17 protein-coding genes are annotated in these 18,360 nt (G+C 37.6%); 5 read left to right on the top strand and 12 right to left on the bottom strand.

The annotated features are described in order from the left end of the window. Positions 1-44 precede the first annotated feature (44 nt). The gene (locus HX109_RS12475; protein ID WP_178952480.1) at positions 45-1,613 is read left to right on the top strand and encodes a M28 family peptidase; all 1,569 of its coding nucleotides are present in this window, start codon (positions 45-47) and stop codon (positions 1,611-1,613) included. A gap of 317 nt (positions 1,614-1,930) precedes the next feature. Here HX109_RS12475 and HX109_RS12470 read toward each other — a convergent pair whose 3' ends face one another. After that, positions 1,931-2,485 (bottom strand): fasciclin domain-containing protein, encoded by a 555-nt coding sequence (locus HX109_RS12470; protein WP_178952478.1) that lies wholly within the window; start codon positions 2,483-2,485, stop codon positions 1,931-1,933. A 191-nt stretch (positions 2,486-2,676) separates the two neighbouring features. Between HX109_RS12470 and HX109_RS12465 the strand changes: the two genes are divergently transcribed. Then, on the top strand, positions 2,677-3,393 hold the full coding sequence (locus tag HX109_RS12465) for a hypothetical protein (protein WP_178952476.1): 717 nt from the start codon (positions 2,677-2,679) through the stop codon (positions 3,391-3,393). A 9-nt stretch (positions 3,394-3,402) separates the two neighbouring features. Then, positions 3,403-3,645, top strand: coding sequence for a putative signal transducing protein (locus tag HX109_RS12460; RefSeq protein ID WP_178952474.1), 243 nt, complete (start codon positions 3,403-3,405; stop codon positions 3,643-3,645). Positions 3,646-3,719: 74 nt separating this feature from the next. On the opposite strand, the gene HX109_RS12455 is transcribed toward HX109_RS12460, so the two are convergent. From HX109_RS12455 to ilvD, 6 genes are all read right to left on the bottom strand, one after another. Further along, a complete protein-coding gene (locus HX109_RS12455; protein ID WP_178952472.1) occupies positions 3,720-5,321 on the bottom strand; it encodes an NADP-dependent glyceraldehyde-3-phosphate dehydrogenase in 1,602 nt (533 codons plus the stop codon). A gap of 115 nt (positions 5,322-5,436) precedes the next feature. Beyond that, positions 5,437-6,699: a threonine ammonia-lyase IlvA gene (gene ilvA, locus HX109_RS12450; RefSeq protein ID WP_178952470.1), complete on the bottom strand. Its 1,263-nt coding sequence runs from the start codon at positions 6,697-6,699 to the stop codon at positions 5,437-5,439. A gap of 107 nt (positions 6,700-6,806) precedes the next feature. Beyond that, positions 6,807-8,276, bottom strand: a complete 1,470-nt coding sequence (gene ilvC, locus HX109_RS12445; RefSeq protein WP_178952468.1) for a ketol-acid reductoisomerase — start codon at positions 8,274-8,276, stop codon at positions 6,807-6,809. Positions 8,277-8,351: 75 nt separating this feature from the next. Next, positions 8,352-8,882, bottom strand: coding sequence for an acetolactate synthase small subunit (ilvN, locus tag HX109_RS12440; RefSeq protein ID WP_178954190.1), 531 nt, complete (start codon positions 8,880-8,882; stop codon positions 8,352-8,354). 77 nt (positions 8,883-8,959) lie between these two features. Then, the gene (gene ilvB / locus HX109_RS12435; protein WP_178952466.1) at positions 8,960-10,693 is read right to left on the bottom strand and encodes a biosynthetic-type acetolactate synthase large subunit; all 1,734 of its coding nucleotides are present in this window, start codon (positions 10,691-10,693) and stop codon (positions 8,960-8,962) included. Between the two features lie 57 nt (positions 10,694-10,750). Continuing rightward, positions 10,751-12,433 carry a dihydroxy-acid dehydratase gene (gene ilvD / locus HX109_RS12430; protein ID WP_178952464.1) on the bottom strand — a complete coding sequence of 561 codons (1,683 nt, stop codon included), beginning with the start codon at positions 12,431-12,433 and terminating at the stop codon, positions 10,751-10,753. 518 nt (positions 12,434-12,951) lie between these two features. On the opposite strand from ilvD, the gene HX109_RS12425 reads away from it, so the two are divergent. After that, positions 12,952-14,331, top strand: coding sequence for an aldehyde dehydrogenase (locus tag HX109_RS12425; protein ID WP_178952462.1), 1,380 nt, complete (start codon positions 12,952-12,954; stop codon positions 14,329-14,331). Between the two features lie 100 nt (positions 14,332-14,431). Here the strand turns inward: HX109_RS12425 and HX109_RS12420 are convergent, their stop codons facing one another. Beyond that, entirely contained in the window at positions 14,432-15,277 is an 846-nt protein-coding gene (locus tag HX109_RS12420; RefSeq protein ID WP_178952460.1) for a DUF2911 domain-containing protein, read from the bottom strand. A gap of 174 nt (positions 15,278-15,451) precedes the next feature. Between HX109_RS12420 and HX109_RS12415 the strand changes: the two genes are divergently transcribed. Beyond that, complete coding sequence (locus HX109_RS12415; RefSeq protein WP_178952458.1) at positions 15,452-16,756, top strand: cryptochrome/photolyase family protein; 1,305 nt, start codon at positions 15,452-15,454, stop codon at positions 16,754-16,756. A gap of 20 nt (positions 16,757-16,776) precedes the next feature. Here HX109_RS12415 and HX109_RS12410 read toward each other — a convergent pair whose 3' ends face one another. The 4 genes from HX109_RS12410 to HX109_RS12400 form a co-directional block, all read right to left on the bottom strand. Beyond that, positions 16,777-17,412 (bottom strand): DUF2306 domain-containing protein, encoded by a 636-nt coding sequence (locus tag HX109_RS12410; protein WP_178952456.1) that lies wholly within the window; start codon positions 17,410-17,412, stop codon positions 16,777-16,779. A gap of 95 nt (positions 17,413-17,507) precedes the next feature. Continuing rightward, positions 17,508-17,603 (bottom strand): hypothetical protein, encoded by a 96-nt coding sequence (locus HX109_RS16415; protein WP_410504062.1) that lies wholly within the window; start codon positions 17,601-17,603, stop codon positions 17,508-17,510. A gap of 78 nt (positions 17,604-17,681) precedes the next feature. Beyond that, positions 17,682-17,879, bottom strand: coding sequence for a hypothetical protein (locus HX109_RS16390; protein ID WP_317170420.1), 198 nt, complete (start codon positions 17,877-17,879; stop codon positions 17,682-17,684). Positions 17,880-18,009: 130 nt separating this feature from the next. Then, the gene (locus HX109_RS12400; RefSeq protein WP_178952455.1) at positions 18,010-18,360 is read right to left on the bottom strand and encodes a hypothetical protein; all 351 of its coding nucleotides are present in this window, start codon (positions 18,358-18,360) and stop codon (positions 18,010-18,012) included.

The following is an 18,360-nucleotide window of genomic DNA, read 5'->3' as shown; positions in this document are numbered from 1 at the left end:
CTTATTATCTTTGAAAAATTCTGAACTATAAAACATTCTAATACATGAAGAAAATCCTATACGCAGGGCTTATTCTAGCGGTGGGCTGCAATAGTGCCCATCAAAACAATAGCTCCTCTACGGAAAGCACCATTGCTTCTAATGAAGATCGAGTGGAATATGCCAACACCATTACCGAAGGTGAATTAAAAGAACATTTGTACACTTACGCTTCCGATGAATTTGAAGGAAGGGAAACCGGTGATCCAGGGCAAAAGAAAGCCGTAGAATATTTAAAAGCGGAATACCAAGCATTAGGAATCCCAGCCGCTAAAGGTGGCGACGACTATTTTCAAAAAGTACCTTTGGAAGTGAGTGGCGTTCCTACAGGAAGCATTACCATTAACAACGAAGAATTTAAATTGGGCGAAGGTGTCATCACATTTTCTTCAGTGGACAATAAAACCTTTGACATCGTTTATGCCGGATATGGCATCGAAGATGAAAAATATTCTGACTATAATGATATCGACATAAAAGGTAAATACGTACTAGTAAAAATAGGAGAGCCCAAAGATGAAAGTGGCAACTATTTATTAACCGGGAACACTGAGCCTAGTGTATGGTCTAATTGGCGTGAAACACTTACCAAAAGAATTGAAATTGCTACGGAAAAAGGTGCAGAAGGTATCATTTATTACGACGATGCTTTTTATAACCGTGCTGAAGGAAGATACCAACATTATTTGGAAAGTGGAAATGGCGGACAAATGTCTTTAAAGAGCGATGACAAAAAAGTAGCTAATATTTATGTGAACAAAGAAGTGGCTACTAAAATTTATGCTGATGTTGATACTGAAAATAAAGCCAAAGAACTAAACGAAAAAATTACCTTAAATTTAAAGAATACCTCTAAAGAAGTAGACTCAGAAAACGTGGTGGCGCTTATTAAAGGAAAAAGTAAGCCAGATGAATATTTGGTAATTTCCGCTCACCTCGATCACGTGGGTGTAGACCCCGATGGAAATGTTTTTAATGGAGCCGACGACGATGGTAGCGGAACAGTAGCTATCTTGGAAATTGCGGAAGCGTTTAAAAAAGCCGCAGAAGAAGGAAATGGACCTGAAAGATCGATTGTTTTTCTTCATGTTACGGGAGAAGAAAAAGGACTTCTAGGTTCTGAATATTATTCCGAAAATCCGATTTTTCCATTGGCAAATACTGTAGCTGATTTAAATATTGATATGATCGGAAGAATTGACCCGAAACGGGATGGAGATAGAAACTATATCTATTTAATAGGTTCTGATAAATTGAGTACCGACCTTCATGAATTATCGGAAGAAGTAAACGAAAAGTATACCAATATTGAATTGGATTATACCTACAACGATGAAAACGATCCTAACCGTTTTTATTATCGTAGTGACCACTACAATTTTGCTAAGCATAACGTGCCTATTATCTTTTATTTTAACGGAACGCATGCCGACTATCACAAGATAACGGACACCCCCGATAAAATAAATTACGATTTATTGACCAATCGTGCTAAATTGGTGTTTCAAACTGCGTGGGAAATTGCCAACAGACCAGAAAGATTGGTAGTAGACAAAGCACAACCAACGAAATAGTTTTTCTTAACATAAAACAAACAAAAACCGATAGTGCTTTGCTATCGGTTTTTTTATATTCCCTGAAAATGGTAGTATTATAATGCAAAAGCCGTTGTTTACCTGCAAATTCAATAGTTTTCTAAAACGGTAATTGAGAAATTCTTCAAAGTACAATGAAATATTACATCTCCGCTCAATTTGGCGAAAACATCCTTTAATTTACTTTTTAGACAACCACTTTTAAAAGCTTCAAAATTAAACTGTCCAAAAATTAAAAGCCTCCTCTTTTGCAAGAGAAGGCTTTTAATTCTTTTTCTTTAGCAATAATTCCCACCTTATGGTAGTAGAACGGTATCAATTACGTGAATAACCCCGTTAGACTGATAAACGTCTGCAATAGTTACTTTAGCTTTGTTCCCTTTACTATCCATCACCATTAATTTTTTTCCTTTCTTCATAAAAGTCAAGCTTTCACCATTCACAGTTTTAAGGGTTGCTTTTCCTTTTCCTTTTTTAATGGCATTCATTAAATCCATCGCATCCATCTTTCCTGCAACAACATGATAAGTGAGTACAGCTTGCAATTTTTCTTTGTTCTCAGGCTTTAAAAGGGTTTCTACAGTTCCTTCGGGCAAAGCAGCGAAAGCCTCATTGGTAGGGGCAAATACTGTAAAAGGACCGTCGGATTGTAAAGTTTCTACCAAACCAGCCGCTTTTACCGCTGCCACCAAAGTGGTATGGTCTTTAGAGTTTACTGCATTTTCTACAATGTTTTTTGTAGGATACATTGCAGCACCACCAACCATTTTAGTTTCTTGAGCCATAGTTACGGTAGCAATAAGAGATAAAGCCACTAGTAAAATTCCGTTTTTTAAATTTTTAATTTTCATAGTAATTGTTTTTTTGTTTTAAGTTTATTACACCCTCACTTACGCAAGATTTAATAACGGAGTTTTATTTATTTTGCTTTTATTTCTGAATTTTAACACAAAAAACTTTTAAATAGCTAATAATGAGTATTGTAATGCCGATATTATTTCACTAAATTTGATACCATCTCATCAAACTTAATAGAAGAATCATGCTGAAAAGAACGAATATTGAAGAGAAACTAAAGTCGTATCGAGATAAATCCCTTTCAGAAAAAGCCATTTTAGATCAAGTTCAAGCGATTTTAACGGAAGATACCAACCACGAAAATCGAATTTTGGAGTCCTTGGAAAGTGGCAATAACAGCAATCAAAATAATTTTGATTTCGATTTATTGGAGTCGAGCAGAATCTATCATATCGATCAAATTGAAAAAATCTGTATCGATTATCGCTTGCGGTTCTTAAACTCCAAGTATTTTAAGGGACAGATTCCACGGGAAGCAATTTCAGAAATAAAAAACCTGGAAAAATCCCATGATACCGTTTTAAGCGGACTCAAAATTATGGCACCGTCCAAACTTTTTAAACTCGAAAATGCCGACGACCCTTTGTTATTTGCGCCCATTGGAAACGATTATTATTATTTAATCCATAAATGGGGAAACGACCTTCATCCCCTTCGTAAATTAATGGTGCTTCCTTTTAAAAATTTATTCAACCTTATTGTTCTGGTCTTGCTGCTTAGCTATGTTGCCACTTTAATTATTCCTATGGAGCTCTTTACCCGGGATAACAGCAGCAGTAACTTTTGGCTTCTTTATTTCTTTATGTTTAAAATGATAGGCAGTATTACCATCTTTTATGGCTTTGCTTTAGGAAAGAATTTTAACAAAGCTATATGGAAAAGTAAGTATTTTAATGCGTAGCTTTAGGTTATGGAAAACGAAGATTACATTAGAATATTTACTGGAAGCGACATTCAAGCAACCTTTATAAAGAGTAAACTGGAAGAAGTTGGTATTGTTCCAGTTATTAAAAACGAAACAGAATCTGGACGCCTTGCTGGTTTTGGTCCGTCCATTGTAAATCAAGTTCGAATGTTTGTACACAAAGACGAACATACTGCAGCATTGGCAGTTTTATCCGATGCTGAAAAAGGATTGAACGATTTAAAATGACATTATTATTATTCAAACAAAACCCCAAAGGTTAAAAAATCTTTGGGGTTTTGTTTTTATTAAAAAATACTCTTCTACAATATATAATCTGTACTTACGAAATTAGAGGCTTTACTGCCTAAAAGATCATTAAGGATTCTATTGTTATATTCATTGTCTTTAGAAGCTACAAAGGTTCTTATGGAGAAAGATCTCAATGCATCGTGAACGCTTAAAGTACCTACGGCAGAATCTTTTCTTCCTGTAAATGGATACACATCTGGCCCACGTTGGCAAGAACTGTTAAGGTTTACCCTACAGACCAAATTAACCAGCGTGTCGATAAGTGGAGCGAGGGTACGTAAATCTGCTCCAAACAAGCTTACCTGTTGCCCGTAATTGGAATTGGCAATATCGTCCAATGGCTCTTCTATATCATGAAATGGTACAATTGGAATAACGGGACCAAATTGCTCCTCATGATAAACACGCATGTCTTTATTTACAGGATACAAAACTGCCGGAAATATATAATTTTCGGTAATTTGACCACCTTTTTTATTTAAAACAGAAGCGCCATGCGCTTTTGCATCTGCTATTAATTCTTGAATATATTGTGGCTTGTCGGGTTCTGGTAGTGGTGTTAATTTTACACCTTCCTCCCATGGATTTCCAAACTTTAATTCGTCTACCCTTTGCGCGAACCGCTTGTTGAACTCTTCCCGAATATCTTCGTGCACATACACTAATTTTAAAGCTGTGCATCGTTGACCGTTGAAAGATAATGTACCGGCAATACATTCGTTAATAGCCAAATCAAGATCGGCGTCGGGCAATACAATAGCCGGGTTTTTGGCTTCCAGTCCCAATACCAAACGCAGCCTATTTTTATAAGGGTGTTGATCTTGCAAAGCCACAGCCGATTTACTGTTTCCAATAAGTGCGAGGACATCTACCCTACCAGATTTCATAATTGGGGCAGCTACTTCCCTACCGCGACCATAAACAATATTAACCACTCCTTTCGGAAAACTGTTCCTAAAAGCTTCCAATAGTGGTGTAATCAATAAAACTCCGTGCTTTGCTGGTTTAAAAATGGCAGTGTTTCCCATTATTAAAGCCGGTATCAATAAAGCAAAAGTTTCGTTTAATGGATAGTTGTACGGGCCAAGGCATAAAACAATCCCCAACGGCCCCCTTCGTATGTGCGCATATATACCATCGCGTTTTTTAAAGTTAGCTGAATCTCGATCCAGCTGTTTGTAATCTTCAATCGTATCGTAAATGTATTCCACGGTCCTGTCGAATTCCTTTTCAGAATCCGGAAGGTTTTTACCTATTTCCCACATTATAAGCTTTACCACCTCGTCGCGCTTGGTTTCCATTTGTTTTACAAACTTCTCCATACAAGCTACTCGATCGGCAACTTTCATAGTAGGCCATAGCCCCTTTCCTTTATCAAATGCTTTTGCGGCGGCTTCCAAAGCCTCATCGGCTTCCGGTTCGCTCATATAAGGAATGGAGCCCAATAATGTTGGCTTATAATCTTCCGTAGAAGAAATAGTGGAATATACTTCAGTAGTTTTACCGGTCCATGGTTTTAGTTGACCACCCACCAGAAATTTGTCCTGGTGCACTAGTTCCTTTATTTGATATTTTTCTGGTATTTCCTTAAAAGTCGTGGTGTTGGTTTCCATATGGTATTTTATTTATGCGATAAAGCGCTCATTTTTTGTAATTCCTATAAATATCGTAATTAGATAGGAGAAATTCAATAAATTCTAGAAAGCTAATTTTTTAATAACATCACAATTAAACCAAATACTGAAATAGGTCTGGTTTGTTGTTTAAATATTCCCCAAAAAAGTTTCTGGTTTTCATGCGGGCAATAAGTGGTTCTAAATCCTTTTCATCTTTCAATTCGATCCCAACCACGGCAGGTGCATTTTCCTTTGCATTCTTTTTGGTGTATTGAAAATGGGTAATATCATCCGTAGGGCCCAAAATTTCAGCAACAAATTCCTTAAGCGCACCCGCTCGTTGCGGGAACCTTATGATAAAGTAATGCTTTAAATTGGCGTAGAGCAATGCGCGCTCCTTAATTTCTGCGGTTCGTGTAATATCGTTGTTACTGCCGCTTACCACACAAACTACATTTTTCCCTTTCAGTTTGTCCTTATAAAAATCTAAAGCCGCCAGTGTTAAAGCCCCAGCGGGTTCCACTACAATGGCATCTTTGTTATACAGGTCTAGTATTTCCTGACATACCTTTCCTTCCGGAACGGTAATCATTTCATCTAAAAACTGTTTGCAGATAGCAAAGGTTTTATCTCCCACTCGTTGCACCGCTGCCCCGTCTACAAACTTATCGATTTCTTGGAGTTCGGTATTTTTTTGGTTTTTTAAAGACGTTTTCATAGAGGGCGCCCCCTGCGGTTCTATCCCAATAATTTTTGTTTGTGGGGAAAGCACGTCGAAAACGCTGGAGAGTCCAGAAGCCAAGCCACCACCCCCCACGGCAACAAACACATAATCTATGGTCTTTTTGGTTTGTTCCAGAATTTCCAGACCAACCGTAGCTTGACCTTCAATAACTTTTTCATCGTCGAATGGATGCACAAAAGTTTTTCCCAACCGGTTACATTCCGTTAAGGCTGCTTTGTTGGCATCATCAAAAGTATCGCCTTCCAAAACAATATCAATATAATCCTCCCCAAACATTTTCACCTGCTCAATCTTCTGTCTGGGAGTTGGGGAAGGCATGTAAATGGTCCCTTTAATTTTAAGCTCTTTGCATGAATAGGCAACTCCTTGCGAATGATTTCCTGCAGATGCACAAACAATTCCTTTTTCCCTTTCTTCTTTTGTCAAGGAACTGATTTTATTGTATGCTCCCCTAATTTTATAGGATCGCACCACCTGTAAATCCTCCCTTTTAAGCAAGATATTGGCTTCGAAATTCTTGGAATATCGCAAGCTATGCGTTAAAGGCGTAACTGCTGCCACTCCGTTGAGAGTAGCAGCAGCTTTCCTTACATTTTCTAATGTTGGTATGTAAACGGTTTTTGTTTGCATAAATATCGGCCTACCACTATCCCGTCCCAAAGGGATGGGGATTTATAACGGTGGTATTTAATTATGCCCAAATTCTCTCCTCCCATTTGGGGAGGCTGGGAAGGGCGTTATACAATCTTTTTCATAGCGGTCATCGAGGTACGCAACCACGCTCCTACTTCTTCCACCGGGTGGTTACGGATTTGATCGTTAATTTCAATGAGTTCTTTGTTATCTACGCCATTCGATTCAGCAAAAGGTTTCCCAATAATATTGGTGTCCACTTTCTTCATAAAATCTGTTAGCAAAGGCTTACAGGCGTGATCAAATAAATAACATCCATACTCCGCCGTATCTGAAATTACACGGTTCATCTCGAATAATTTTTTTCTGGCAATGGTATTGGCAATAAGCGGTGTCTCATGCAGCGATTCATAATAGGCTGATTCTTCAATAATTCCTGCTTCTGTCATCGTTTCGAAAGCTAATTCAACTCCAGATTTCACAAATGCTACCATCAACACCGCATTGTCAAAATATTCTTGTTCTGAAATGGCTACATCCCCTGCTGGTGTCTTTTCGAAAGCAGTTTCCCCTGTGGCGGCACGCCAAGTGTGTAGGTTTTTATCGTCGTTGGCCCAATCTTCCATCATCGTTTTAGAAAAATGACCGCTCATAATATCGTCCATATGCTTTTGGAAAAGCGGACGCATAATTTCTTTTAATTCTTCGGAAATTTTAAAGGCTTCAATCTTGGCAGGGTTCGATAAACGATCCAACATATTGGTAATACCGCCATATTTTAAAGCCTCTGTAATGGTTTCCCATCCGTATTGAATAAGTTTTGAAGCATAGCCAGGATCAATCCCTTTTTCTACCATCTTATCAAAACTCAAAATAGAACCAGTTTGTAATAATCCACATAGAATGGTTTGTTCCCCCATTAAATCCGATTTAACTTCAGCCACAAAAGAAGAGCGTAAAACCCCCGCTTTATGGCCTCCCGTTGCAACAGCATATGCTTTTGCCTGCTCCAATCCTTTTCCTTCTGGATCGTTTTCTGGGTGAACAGCAATTAAGGTAGGAACCCCAAAACCTCTTTTGTATTCTTCACGAACTTCGGATCCAGGACACTTAGGCGCCACCATAATAACCGTAATATCTTCACGTATTTTCATCCCTTCCTCCACGATATTAAAACCGTGCGAGTAAGATAAGGTAGATCCTTTTTTCATTAACGGCATAATAGTGCTTACCACATTGGTATGCTGCTTGTCTGGGGTAAGGTTACACACCAAATCTGCACTTGGAATCAATTCCTCGTAAGAACCTACTTTAAAACCATTTTCGGTAGCGTTTAAGTAAGATTGTCTTTTTTCTTTAATGGCTCCTTCCCGCAATGCATACGAAACATCCAATCCAGAATCCCTCATATTAAGTCCTTGGTTAAGACCTTGTGCACCGCATCCAACAATTACTACCTTTTTTCCTTTAAGTTTTTCTACACCATCGTTAAATTCTGAGCTATCCATAAATTCACATACTCCCAATTGTTCTAATTGTTGTCTAAGCGAAAGTGTATTAAAATAATTTGCCATTTTGTGTTTATTAATTTTAGTTGTTGTTTTTACTCCCTCCACTAGGGATCGTAGTTTTTAAAATTCTATTGTTTTTTATTGATACTGAAATTCCTTTAAAATATTGGAAATTTGCATTTCCGACTTAGATACGGAAATTCTACCTGAACGCACGAATTGCATGATCCCATACGGTTTTAGCTGCTCGTACATTTCTTCAATTTCTTCACGCCTTCCCGATTTTGAGATCACAAAAAATTCAGGGGAAACGGTTACAATTTCAGAATGGTTGTCTTTTATGATATTCTGAATTTGCCGTTCATCGAACAATAAGTTTGAAGCGATTTTAAAGAGCGCCGATTCTTGAAAAATAGTTTCTTCGTTGGTGTGATAATACGCCTTGATCACCTCAATTTGTTTCTCAATCTGTCCCACAATTTTACGTGTCCAGTCTTCTGTAGTATGAACTACGATAGTAAATTTAGAAACGTGGTCTATTTCTGATTTTGAAACATTTAAACTTTCTATATTAATATGTCTCTTCAAGAATATTCCTGAAATCCTGTTTAATAAACCTACATTGTTTTCAGAATAAACCGATATCGTAAATGTTTTATTTTCTTCCATTTTTATTTCGTTGTTGGTTAATAATGGCAAGCTTTGCATGATTTTTTAGCTCCCTTTACAACTTTATAAACTTCTTTTTAACTCAAACGAATATCTGAAACCGAAGCTCCTGTTGGAATCATTGGGAATACATTGTCCTCTTTTTCCACCTGAACCTCCAAGAAATAAGCATTTGGAGATGCCATCATTTCTTTTACCGCTCCTTCTAAATCTTCCCTTTTGGTAACTTTTTTCGCTTGAATATGATATCCTTCTGCAATTTTTATGAAATCGGGGTTTGTCATTTCGGTAGAAGCATAGCGCCTGTCGAAAAACAATTGTTGCCATTGTCTTACCATCCCCAAGAAATCGTTGTTTAAAACAACAATCTTAACGGGTACTTTTGTTTGAAAGATGGTACCAAGCTCTTGAATGGTCATTTGGTAACCACCATCGCCTATAACGGCAACTACTTCCCTTTTGGGAGCACCCATTTTGGCACCAATAGCTGCTGGTAGTGCAAATCCCATTGTACCCAATCCGCCTGAAGTGATGTTACTTTTGGATGTATTGAATTTGGCATAACGGCAAGCAATCATTTGATGCTGGCCAACATCGGAAACGATAACCGCTTCGTGATTGGATTCTTTATTGATTCGCTCAATCACCTCTCCCATGGTTAATCCCTCTTTTTCAGGATGTAAATCGTTTTTTATTACTTTATCGAATTCTATTTTATAATGCTCTTTAAATTTGTTGTGCCATGCATCGTGATTATTTTCAGTAATCAATGGCAATATAGCTTCCAAAGACTCTTTTACATCTCCCAAAACAGGAACATCGGCATGCACATTTTTATTGATTTCCGCAGGATCAATTTCAAAATGCAATACTTTAGCTTGTTTGGCATAGGTAGATAAATCCCCTGTTACCCTGTCGTCGAATCTCATTCCCAAGGCAATAAGTACATCGCATTCATTGGTAAGCATATTGGGTCCGTAATTACCGTGCATTCCAACCATCCCCACATTTAAAGGGTGTGTAGAAGGCAAAGCTGAAGCACCCAAGATAGTCCAAGCCGCAGGAATTCCCGCTTTTTCCACAAAAGCTTTGAGCGCCGCTTCGGCTTTTCCTAAAATAATTCCTTGACCCCAAACAATCATTGGTTTTTTAGCTTTATTGATAAGCTCGGCAGCCTCTTCTATTTTATCTTGATTTATGGTGGGCTTCGCCGTATAACTTCTGATGGCAGTGCATTTTTGATATTCGAAATCGAATTCTTCAAACTGTGCATTTTTTGTAATATCTATAAGTACGGGACCAGGCCTGCCCGATCTAGCAATATAAAATGCCTTGGCCATTACTTCTGGGATTTCCGAAGCATTGGTTATTTGATAATTCCATTTAGTGACTGGAGTGGAAATTCCAACAATATCGGTTTCTTGAAAGGCATCAGACCCCAATAAATGTCGCGCAACCTGTCCCGTGATGCATACCATGGGAGTAGAATCTATTTGGGCATCTGCGATCCCGGTAACCAAGTTTGTAGCTCCTGGACCAGAAGTAGCCATGGCCACCCCCACTTTTCCAGAGACCCTAGCATAGCCTTGGGCAGCATGTGTGGCTCCTTGTTCGTGCCTTGTCAATACATGATGAAGTCGATCCCTAAATTTGTACAACTCATCGTATATTGGCATAATAGCGCCTCCGGGGTACCCGTAAACTGTTTCTATACCTTCAGCCAATAAACAGTGAATTACTGCTTCGGCTCCCGAAATCCTTATTTTAGTTCCGGTTTTACTTTCTTCTTTTTTCAATGTCTTTACTTCCATAAGTAACAATCTATTAGTTACAGGCTCGCCCTATAATTATCAAATTGATATTTCCCACTAAAATTCATCGGTTACACAACCTTTGGAGGCCGACGATACCGTTTTAGCGTATTTATACAAGATTCCTTTTTCTGCTTTTAATTTTGGAGCTTTCCACTTTGCTCGTCTTTCGGCCAATACTTCATCGGATATTTCTATGTTGATAGTGTTGTTAACTGCATCGATGGCAATTACATCGCCATTTTCCACTAAAGCAATATTTCCTCCCACTTGAGCTTCTGGTGCTACATGGCCTACCACAAACCCATGGGACCCTCCGGAAAATCTTCCATCGGTAATTAGGGCCACATCTTTACCCAAACCAGCTCCCATAATGGAAGATGTAGGTTTTAGCATTTCTGGCATCCCTGGTGCTCCTTTAGGACCTTCGTAACGAATTATCACCACATCGCCCTTTTTAACCTTTCCGCTTTTTATCCCTTCGTTTACTGCTTTTTCATTATCAAAAACATTGGCCGTTCCTTTAAAAGAAAGTCCTTCTTTACCAGTGATTTTTGCCACGGCTCCTTCCGTAGCCAGATTCCCAAATAAAATTCGGATATGACCGGTATCTTTAATTGGTTTATCCACTGTACGGATGATATCCTGATCTTCTTTTAGATTTGGAACCTCCTTTAGGTTTTCAGCGATTGTTTTTCCTGTAACAGTCAAACAGTCGCCATGAAGCATTCCTTCCTCCAACATATATTTTAAAACTCCTGGGATTCCACCTATGTGGTGTAAGTCTTCCATTGAATATTTTCCACTTGGCTTTAAATTTGCCAATAAAGGAGTGCTGTCGCTTATTCTTTTAAAATCTTCTAGCGTAAAATCTACTTTTGCAGCCTTAGCAATTGCCAAGAAATGCAGTACTGCATTGGTGGAACCCCCTAATACCGTTACCAAACGAATCGCATTCTCCAAGGACTCTTTAGTTACAATATCCGATGGTTTGATGTCTTTCTCCAACAGTAAGCGAACTGCTTCACCAGCCTTTACAGCCTCCTGTTCCTTAATTTTTTCATCGCTTACCGCAGGGTTGGAAGAATTGTATGGCAAAGACATACCCAAAGCCTCAATGGCCGATGCCATGGTATTGGCAGTGTACATCCCGCCGCAAGCTCCCGCCCCCGGACACGCCTTATGTACTACTTCTTTATACTCCGCTTCATCAATAGTACCTGCCACTTTTTGTCCATAGGCTTCAAAAGCAGAAATAATATCCAGTTTTTGTCCGTTATGGCATCCAGAGGCTATGGTTCCGCCGTAAACCAACACCGAAGGCCTGTTTAAACGCAACATGGCCATAAGGGCTCCAGGCATATTCTTATCGCAGCCCACCACTGTTACCAGTCCGTCATAACTCATAGCTTCCACCACCGTCTCCATGGAATCTGCAATAATATCCCTTGACGGCAATGAGAAACGCATTCCCGGTGTTCCGTTGGATATCCCGTCGCTCACTCCAATGGTATTGAATATCAAACCGACAAGATCAGCATTTGTTGCACCCTGCTTTACATGGGTAGCAAGATCGTTGAGGTGCATATTACAAGGATTTCCTTCGTAACCCGTACTAGCAATTCCTACAAAAGGCTTTTTTAAATCTTCATCTGTTAAACCCAGCGCATGCAACATGGCTTGTGCTGCCGGTAGCGTGGGGTCTTGTGTAACTTGTTGGCTAAACTTGTTTAATTTCACTTTATATGTTAAATTTTCGAGTATTATTTAATTTTATTCAAAATTATGCTATTGAATTTCTAATTTTCAGTTTGATTCTTTTATTACTTTAAATCCAATCCCCTTAAAAAATATTCAAACTTATGATTTACAACAAGTTAGACTCGTTTTTTTAGGACATTCAAACGTTTTTATTTGTTTATTTTCTGAAAATAAAAAAGGTCTGTACCTTTTATTGATACAGACCTTTTACAAATAGGGCGGTGCATCAACTCAATAGGAGTTAATGATAATTTTAATAATGACGTTCTTTTTAAAGTTCATACGGTTAAAAAAAAGCCTTCCCAAAATAGGAAGGCTTACTATATTAATTGAGCAACATTCCTTTTTTAATTCAGTAAAATAATTACCAAAGAAATGACAGAAATGATTACTGCTATTGCGTTTGCTTTTTCTAATATTTTAATTGTTGTTCTTTTCATTGTTACAATATTAGATATAATTTATAAATTGAAGAAGCTTTTTTAAATGTAAAATCTATGGAAACCGATATAACAGAAATTATAACCTCACAAAAAAACTATTTCAACAGTGGAAAAACCAAGGACCTAAAGTACAGAAAAAAACTACTGAAAAACCTGAAAGAAGTTATAGAAAACAGGGAAAAAGAAATCTGCAACGCCTTGTACGCCGATTTTAAAAAGTGTGAGTTTGAAGTTTTGCTTACCGAAACCCAATACATTCTAGCCGAATTGAATGATACCCTTAGCAATTTAAATTCTTGGGCGAGAACGAGAAGCGTAAGAGCTTCCTTGATAAATTTCCCATCTTCAGCCAAAATAATTAAAGAGCCGTATGGGAACAGTTTAATAATTGCGCCGTGGAATTATCCCTTTCAATTGGCGTTGTCACCATTAATTGGTGCTGTGGCAGCAGGGAATACAGTAGTACTTAAACCTTCGGAACTAACGCCCAATACTTCAGAACTAATTTCAGAAATAATAGAAACCGTCTTTCCCAAAGCATATGTAACTGTAATACAAGGCGACAAAGAAGTATCTCAAGCTCTATTGGAAGAACGTTGGGATTATATTTTCTTTACCGGAAGTCCGAAAGTTGGAAAAATTGTTTATCAAGCAGCGGCTAAACACCTCACTCCCGTAACTTTGGAACTGGGTGGAAAAAACCCATGTATAGTAGACGAAACAGCCAATATTGAACAAGCTGCCAAAAGAATTGTTTGGGGAAAATTTATTAATGGCGGACAAACTTGTATTGCGCCAGATTACCTCTTGGTTGCAGAAAAGGTAAAACATACACTCATAGAAGCCTTAAAGCAAGAAGTGATTGCCGCTTACACCAACCGACCAAAGCAATCTCCAGATTACCCTAGAATCGTAAATATGGATCATTTTGACCGATTGCAGCAACTGCTCGAAGGACAAAACGTCGTTTATGGAGGCGAAAATGATAAAAACGATCTCTATTTGGCACCGACCCTTGTAGATGAACCTCATTTGGACAGTAGTATTATGAACGAAGAGATTTTTGGTCCAATTCTACCTGTATTAGCATATCGAGAAGATGTGGACATAGAGAATATCGTAAAACGATTTGAAAAACCCTTATCACTTTATGTATTCTCCAAACGCCGCCATTATGCCAATCGGTTAATGGCACAATTTTCTTATGGTGGGGGTACCATAAATGATACTATTGTGCATTTTGTAAACAAAAGGCTACCATTTGGAGGTGTTGGAAACAGTGGGATTGGTGCTTACCATGGGAGCTTAACCTTTGATGTGTTTTCCCATAAAAAATCGGTGGTAAGAAGAGGTACGTGGTTGGATATCCCCTTAAAATATGCGCCCTATCATGGAAAATTAAACTTAGCGAAAAAACTCAAATCCTTTTTATAAAACAAGTGAAACACTATACATTTAGAAAGAATATTAAAATAAAAAGAGCTGGTACAATTAGATGTACCAGCTCTTCTGAAAAATGACAGAATTTATTAGTTTATTTAGCTCCCCACTCGGCTAAGGAATCTTGATTAAGTTTTACGTAATCTTTGTTGCCAGCTTTTTCTGCTGCAGCCAAGGACTGTTTGGCCGTTTCAATAGCTCCTTTTTTATCTCCCTTGGCAGCTAGAATAAGGGATTTTTGTCTTAGCATCCAAAACGGAGCTTCTTTTTGTGTAGCAATAGCTTTATCGATCCACTCTTGCGCCTGATCCAAGTTTTTTCCTTCCTGTAAATAATAAACAGCAGCAGCATAGTAATCTCCTCCCTGAGGTCCGCCCATAACTTTCTCAATACTGGCCATGGCTTTTTCTTGAGTAGGAACTTCAAACGGAATTTCCACATAGGTATTCTCCCAAACAATTCCCAAAGAAGCACCGTTGTTGGTTAGGTTATCCACATCGATTGTAAATGTTTCTACTTCAAAAGGTAATTTAAAAGTCTTTGCGGTTGTTTTAAGTGCTACTTTACTTTCATCCCACTCTTGTGGAGTTCCCCAATTATTAGTGTCTGTGTAAAACATTACCTCCCAATTATCCTTTCCTGGCTTTGTAAAAAGTGCATAACTTCCCTTTTTCAATTCCTTTCCTCCAATTTTAACATCATCGCTAAAAGTTACAATCGTATTTTGGTTTGCACCTGTACGCCATAGCGCACCGTAAGGCACTAAATCTCCAAAAACAGCCCTACCACGCATGGAAGGCCTTGAGTAGGCAACAGTAACATCGGTTAATCCAACTTTTTGTTCCAATTTGGAAGTCGGACTTGGTTGTGGTGTCACTACCTGTGCATTTAAAGCGAAACCGCCCAAAAGTGCGCAGGCCAATACAATTAATTTTTTCATGGTTTATTTTTTAAATTAGTTATCTAAGCCACTAAATTACGTATTAAGTTAAATCGAATTGTTAACAAAACCTTAAAAGGAAAGGAGTGAACATTCTATTTTGTTTAACTTTATTAATAGAAAAAGTCAACAAAATATTATTATTTTTATGGCTTTAAAAGACTCTGCTTAGTTATGAAAGATAAAATTTCCATTTTCTGGTTCCGTAGGGATCTAAGACTCGATGATAATGTTGGCTTTTTGGAAGCTTTAAAAGGCGATTTTCCTGTGTTGCCCATATTTATTTTTGACAAAGAAATACTGGACAAACTTCCGGAAGATGACGCGCGCGTAACCTTTATCCATAAAAAGCTTCAAGAAATGCGAGAGGAGCTTCAAGAAGAACATAGCAGTTCTATTGCCCTTTACCATGGAAAACCCCTAGATGTTTATAAATATTTAGTGAAGAATTACGAGGTACAAACCGTTTATACCAATAGGGATTATGAACCATACGCAAAGGAAAGAGATGGAGAAATTTCTGATTTTTTGGCTTCTGAAGATGTTGAATTCAAAACTTTTAAAGATCAAGTATTTTTTGAAAAGGATGAAGTGGTGAAAGATGATGGCGACCCTTATGTGGTGTACACCCCTTATATGAAGAAATGGAAAGAGAATTTCAGTAAAAACGATTTAACCGTTCATTATACCAGTCAATATTTAGATAATTTGGTTGAAAACACCCGTTTGCCACAGCTAAGTTTAGCTGATATGGGCTTTAAAAAATCGAAGATCGAAGTTAAAGATTACGATGTAACCCCTTCCATGCTCGATAACTATAAGGACACCAGAAATTTTCCTGCAGCGCATGGTACCTCAAACATAAGTGTTCACTTGCGTTTTGGTACCGTTGGATATAGAAAAATACTTAAAAAAGCGGTAGAAGCTAAAGAAGAAACCTTTTGGAACGAACTCATTTGGAGAGAGTTTTTCATGCAAATTCTTTGGCATTTTCCAGAAACCGTAGACAATGCCTTCAGGGAGAAATACGACCGAATAGAATGGCGAAACAATGAAAAAGAGTTTGACAAATGGTGCAAAGGTGAAACTGGCTATCCTCTGGTAGATGCTGGAATGCGACAATTGAACAAGAGCGGTTATATGCATAATCGAGTAAGAATGGTCGTTGCAAGTTTTTTGTGTAAACACCTTTTAATAGACTGGCGTTGGGGCGAAGCTTATTTTGCGGAAAAATTATTGGATTACGAAATGTCTAGCAATGTGGGTAACTGGCAATGGGCGGCAGGAAGTGGAGTTGATGCCGCACCGTATTTTAGAATTTTTAATCCGACTACGCAGATAAAAAAATTTGATAAAGACTTGGAATACATTAACAACTGGGTGGAAGATTACAACGAACTTTCCTATCCCGATAAAATGGTAGACCATAAAGAAGCTCGGGAACGTTGTTTAAAGACTTACAAATCTGCTTTAAACTAAGAATTAAATTGTCGTAAAGCCTAAATTTGCTGAGGATATGGTTTGGGATGTATCTTTTTTATAATAAAGTAAGCAACAACCAAATTTGGTACCCAACTCAACCAACCTACAATAAGATATGCAAGACGAAATTCTCCTAAAATTGCGGTTAACGCAGGTAGCCAAATACGTAATGTTACGGCGGAAAAACAAACTGCATAGCTGTATATCATATAGTTCTGATGCTCTCTAATTTTCCCTTTAACAATCGCGTTATAGGCTAAAGCTGTTGTACTTAACCAAACCAAACCGCTTAAGGTAAAACCAATACTATTGCTTATTCCTCCCGTAGCAAATTGTGCAATATACACGCCACAAGTTCCGCTTATTAAAACTGCAAAAATGTATATTTTACCGATGTTTCTATGTAATTTAATATTTCTTCTTCGAAGTTTCGAACTGAATTGCATCCATCCTATAAGCAGTGCAAGACCTCCAAGTGTTATATGTCCATAAAACGCAATATTCCATATTTGATCAGCTAGTAATTCTGGAGTTTTGTTGAGTAACAAGCCAAAATTACCATCGATTAAAAAATAAATTATTGGATAGAGCCCGATGCCAATGCACATAAATGCAAATAGCACCCAAATACTTCTTCTTGCTAAGGTCTTCATTTTAATTGGTTAGTTACTGATTAATAAGAAGTTAAATATATAAAAGTTTTCCAATTAAAACGATTACTGAAGGTTATTATAAGCTTAACAACAATTTAGATGTGTTGATCAAATAGAATAACATTTCCATCGGGGTCGGATATGGTAAAACTGGCAGGTCCCGTGGAGTCTTCTTGTATTTCTTTATTGATTGCAATGCCGTTAGCTTTTATTTTTTGCTGAATGTTTCTTATATCATCAAATTCTTTCAGTTTTTGGGCATTCGAATCTCACCCAGGATTGAAGGTTAAAATATTTCCCTGAAACATTCCTTGAAACAAACCAATTAAACAATCCTTATTTTTCATAATAAGGTAGTTTTGCGACATGGAACCACCAAAAACAGAAAATCCTAAATTCTCATAAAACTTTTTGGAAACGCTAAGATTTTCGACGCTTAAACTAACTGAAAATGCTCCTAATTTCATAACTTATTGTGTTGGTTGTTCATTACTTATCAAAGTATGAAATTAAAAGGAATAATGGAAGTTATTTTTTGGAAAATGGCATTAGATAAGGTGTTAACTCAATTCCTCCCAAAAATTCGCTCAGCATTTTTTACGAAACCGGCGCAATTAAAGCCGCATTAATTTTGATTTTTTCTTCTGAAGTTTCCACTTCAAAATCTTCTCCAAACTTTTTAATTCTTGTTATATCGGAAAGTTTTATTGATTTTTTGGGAAAAGAATTTTTAGTAAGGACTCCGTTTTCAATCAGTAAGTAAGGATTTATATTCCTGTACACAAAACGTCCATGATAGAGCGTGGCAAGTATGAGGTTTACAGATAAAAGCCAATAATTTCCATCCGTAAAAAAAAGGGTTGCGATGGCTAAAATTTCCCAGACTACTCCGTAAAAAAGATCACGCTGTAAAATTTTCTTGTTGTAGTTGATTTTTATAGCATCCAT

The organism is Galbibacter sp. BG1, assembly GCF_013391805.1.
In the GTDB taxonomy this organism is placed as follows: Bacteria; Bacteroidota; Bacteroidia; order Flavobacteriales; family Flavobacteriaceae; genus Galbibacter.
This window is presented reverse-complemented; position numbering and strand designations above follow the sequence as displayed.

Bases quoted from the DNA above. Each gene is read 5' to 3' on its own strand.
- ilvB (WP_178952466.1), bottom strand. From the start codon at position 10,693: ATGGAAGTAAAGACATTGAAAAAAGAAGAAAGTAAAACCGGAACTAAA.
- HX109_RS12460 (WP_178952474.1), top strand. From the start codon at position 3,403: ATGGAAAACGAAGATTACATTAGAATATTTACTGGAAGCGACATTCAA.
- HX109_RS12465 (WP_178952476.1), top strand. From the start codon at position 2,677: ATGCTGAAAAGAACGAATATTGAAGAGAAACTAAAGTCGTATCGAGAT.
- HX109_RS12410 (WP_178952456.1), bottom strand. From the start codon at position 17,412: ATGAAGACCTTAGCAAGAAGAAGTATTTGGGTGCTATTTGCATTTATG.
- HX109_RS12420 (WP_178952460.1), bottom strand. From the start codon at position 15,277: ATGAAAAAATTAATTGTATTGGCCTGCGCACTTTTGGGCGGTTTCGCT.
- ilvA (WP_178952470.1), bottom strand. From the start codon at position 6,699: ATGCAAACAAAAACCGTTTACATACCAACATTAGAAAATGTAAGGAAA.
- HX109_RS12455 (WP_178952472.1), bottom strand. From the start codon at position 5,321: ATGGAAACCAACACCACGACTTTTAAGGAAATACCAGAAAAATATCAA.
- ilvC (WP_178952468.1), bottom strand. From the start codon at position 8,276: ATGGCAAATTATTTTAATACACTTTCGCTTAGACAACAATTAGAACAA.
- HX109_RS12470 (WP_178952478.1), bottom strand. From the start codon at position 2,485: ATGAAAATTAAAAATTTAAAAAACGGAATTTTACTAGTGGCTTTATCT.
- HX109_RS12400 (WP_178952455.1), bottom strand. From the start codon at position 18,360: ATGGATGCTATAAAAATCAACTACAACAAGAAAATTTTACAGCGTGAT.
- HX109_RS16390 (WP_317170420.1), bottom strand. From the start codon at position 17,879: ATGAAATTAGGAGCATTTTCAGTTAGTTTAAGCGTCGAAAATCTTAGC.
- HX109_RS12425 (WP_178952462.1), top strand. From the start codon at position 12,952: ATGGAAACCGATATAACAGAAATTATAACCTCACAAAAAAACTATTTC.
- HX109_RS12475 (WP_178952480.1), top strand. From the start codon at position 45: ATGAAGAAAATCCTATACGCAGGGCTTATTCTAGCGGTGGGCTGCAAT.
- HX109_RS12415 (WP_178952458.1), top strand. From the start codon at position 15,452: ATGAAAGATAAAATTTCCATTTTCTGGTTCCGTAGGGATCTAAGACTC.
- ilvN (WP_178954190.1), bottom strand. From the start codon at position 8,882: ATGGAAGAAAATAAAACATTTACGATATCGGTTTATTCTGAAAACAAT.